At 47.4% G+C, this 3039-nt stretch carries 1 rRNA gene; it reads left to right on the top strand.

Annotation, left to right across the window (positions count from 1 at the left end):
• Positions 1–410: 410 nt before the first annotated feature.
• A 23S ribosomal RNA gene (locus CJF42_RS24715) occupies positions 411–3039 on the top strand; the annotation flags it as partial.

Here is a 3039-nt window from a genome sequence, read left to right as displayed (position 1 = left end):
GATGATTATTAAGCGCGTTACCTTTAGGGGTGATTCGTTTATGTGCTCTTTAAAAATTTGGAAAGCTGATATAAAAATTCTAATAGATGTTTATAAAACATGTATTAAGAGTTTTCAAAAAGTAAAAGAAAAGAATGATAGCAGTATCATTCGTGCCAATTTATTAATTACTTATTAATAGGTAATAAATGATTGGCATCTACTTTAGTATTCAAAACATTAACTTCTGGCGAAGTTAACTGTCATCAGATTAATATAATCTAAGGCGTTATTGCGCTGTGGATTTTTGATTTAGACAACGCCACCGAATATTTTGTCGACGCAAGCATAACGAGTTATGTGAGCGAGCAAAATCAGAGGACAAGGCAGGATAAATTAAAAAGACCAAGCAAGAACATTTTGGGTTGTATGGTTAAGTGACTAAGCGTACACGGTGGATGCCTTGGCAGTTGGAGGCGATGAAGGACGTATTAACTTGCGATAAGCTTAGTCGAGCTAGTAAAAAGCACTTGAGACTAAGATTTCCGAATGGGGAAACCCACCTATTAATAGGTATCGTTAACTGAATACATAGGTTAACGAGGCGAACGCGGAGAACTGAAACATCTAAGTACCCGTAGGAACAGAAATCAACCGAGATTTCGAAAGTAGCGGCGAGCGAAATCGAAACAGCCCTTAAGCTTTATTGTGATTAGTAGAATGCTCTGGAAAGTGCAACGATACGAGGTGATAGTCCTGTATACGAAAATCTATATAAAGTGAAATCGAGTAGGTCGGGACACGTGATATCCTGACTGAATATGGGGGGACCATCCTCCAAGGCTAAATACTCCCAACTGACCGATAGTGAACCAGTACCGTGAGGGAAAGGCGAAAAGAACCCCTGTGAGGGGAGTGAAATAGAACCTGAAACCGTGTACGTACAAGCAGTAGGAGCCCACTTGTTGGGTGACTGCGTACCTTTTGTATAATGGGTCAGCGACTTATATTTTGTAGCGAGGTTAACCGAATAGGGGAGCCGTAGGGAAACCGAGTCTTAACTGGGCGAATAGTTGCAGGGTATAGACCCGAAACCCGGTGATCTAGCCATGGGCAGGTTGAAGGTTGAGTAACATCAACTGGAGGACCGAACCCACTTACGTTGAAAAGTGAGGGGATGACTTGTGGCTAGGAGTGAAAGGCTAATCAAACCGGGAGATAGCTGGTTCTCCCCGAAATCTATTTAGGTAGAGCCTCGGATGAATACTGACGGGGGTAGAGCACTGTTTGGGCTAGGGGGTCATCCCGACTTACCAACCCCATGCAAACTCCGAATACCGTTAAGTAATATCCGGGAGACACACGGCGGGTGCTAACGTCCGTCGTGAAGAGGGAAACAACCCAGAGCGCCATCTAAGGTCCCAAAGTGTATGTTAAGTGGGAAACGATGTGGAAAGGCCCAGACAGCCAGGAGGTTGGCTTAGAAGCAGCCATCCTTTAAAGAAAGCGTAATAGCTCACTGGTCGAGTCGGTCTGCGCGGAAGATGTAACGGGGCTAAACATACCACCGAAGATGCGCCTGCGTACAATGTATGCGGGGTAGGGGAGCGTTCTGTAAGCCGTTGAAGGTGTGCCGGGAGGCATGTTGGAGGTATCAGAAGTGCGAATGCTGACATGAGTAACGATAATGGGGGTGAAAAACCCCCACGCCGGAAGACCAAGGGTTCCTATCCCATGTTAATCAGGGTAGGGTGAGTCGACTCCTAAGGCGAGGCGGAAACGCGTAGTCGATGGGAAACAGGTTAATATTCCTGTACTTAATATGAATGCGAAGGGGGGACGGAGCAGGCTAAACAAGCATGGCGTTGGTTGTCCATGTGAAAGTGCGTAGGCAGATAACTTAGGTAAATCCGGGTTATTGTTAATGCTGAGACACGAGACGAGTCACTACGGTGATGAAGTTGTTGGTGCCATACTTCCAGGAAAAGCCTCTAAGCTTCAGTTCATATTGAATCGTACCCCAAACCGACACAGGTGGTCAGGTAGAGAATACTAAGGCGCTTGAGAGAACTCGGGTGAAGGAACTAGGCAAAATTGTACCGTAACTTCGGGAGAAGGTACGCCAACATTAGGTGAAGGTCTTAACGATTGGAGCTGAAGTTGGTCTCAGAAACTAGGTGGCTGGGACTGTTTATTAAAAACACAGCACTGTGCAAAATCGAAAGATGACGTATACGGTGTGACACCTGCCCGGTGCCGGAAGGTTAATTGATGGGGTTATCTTCGGAGAAGCTCTTGATCGAAGCCCCGGTAAACGGCGGCCGTAACTATAACGGTCCTAAGGTAGCGAAATTCCTTGTCGGGTAAGTTCCGACCTGCACGAATGGTGTAACCATGGCCACGCTGTCTCCACCCGAGACTCAGTGAAATTGAAATTGCAGTGAAGATGCTGTGTACCCGCGGCTAGACGGAAAGACCCCGTGAACCTTTACTACAGCTTGGCACTGAACATTGAACCTACATGTGTAGGATAGGTGGGAGACTTTGAAGCTGCGTCGCTAGATGCAGTGGAGTCGACCTTGAAATACCACCCTTGTAGTTTTGATGTTCTAACGTAGGTCCCTTAGCGGGATTGCGGACAGTGCCTGGTGGGTAGTTTGACTGGGGCGGTCTCCTCCTAAAGAGTAACGGAGGAGCACGAAGGTTTGCTAAGTACGGTCGGACATCGTACGGTTAGTGTAATGGTAGAAGCAAGCTTAACTGCGAGACAGACACGTCGAGCAGGTACGAAAGTAGGTCATAGTGATCCGGTGGTTCTGAATGGAAGGGCCATCGCTCAACGGATAAAAGGTACTCCGGGGATAACAGGCTGATACCGCCCAAGAGTTCATATCGACGGCGGTGTTTGGCACCTCGATGTCGGCTCATCACATCCTGGGGCTGAAGTCGGTCCCAAGGGTATGGCTGTTCGCCATTTAAAGTGGTACGCGAGCTGGGTTTAGAACGTCGTGAGACAGTTCGGTCCCTATCTGCCGTGGGCGTTTGAGAATTGAGAGGGGT

This window comes from Pseudoalteromonas sp. NBT06-2 (assembly GCF_002276045.1).
Classification (GTDB): Bacteria; Pseudomonadota; Gammaproteobacteria; order Enterobacterales; family Alteromonadaceae; genus Pseudoalteromonas.
This window is presented reverse-complemented; position numbering and strand designations above follow the sequence as displayed.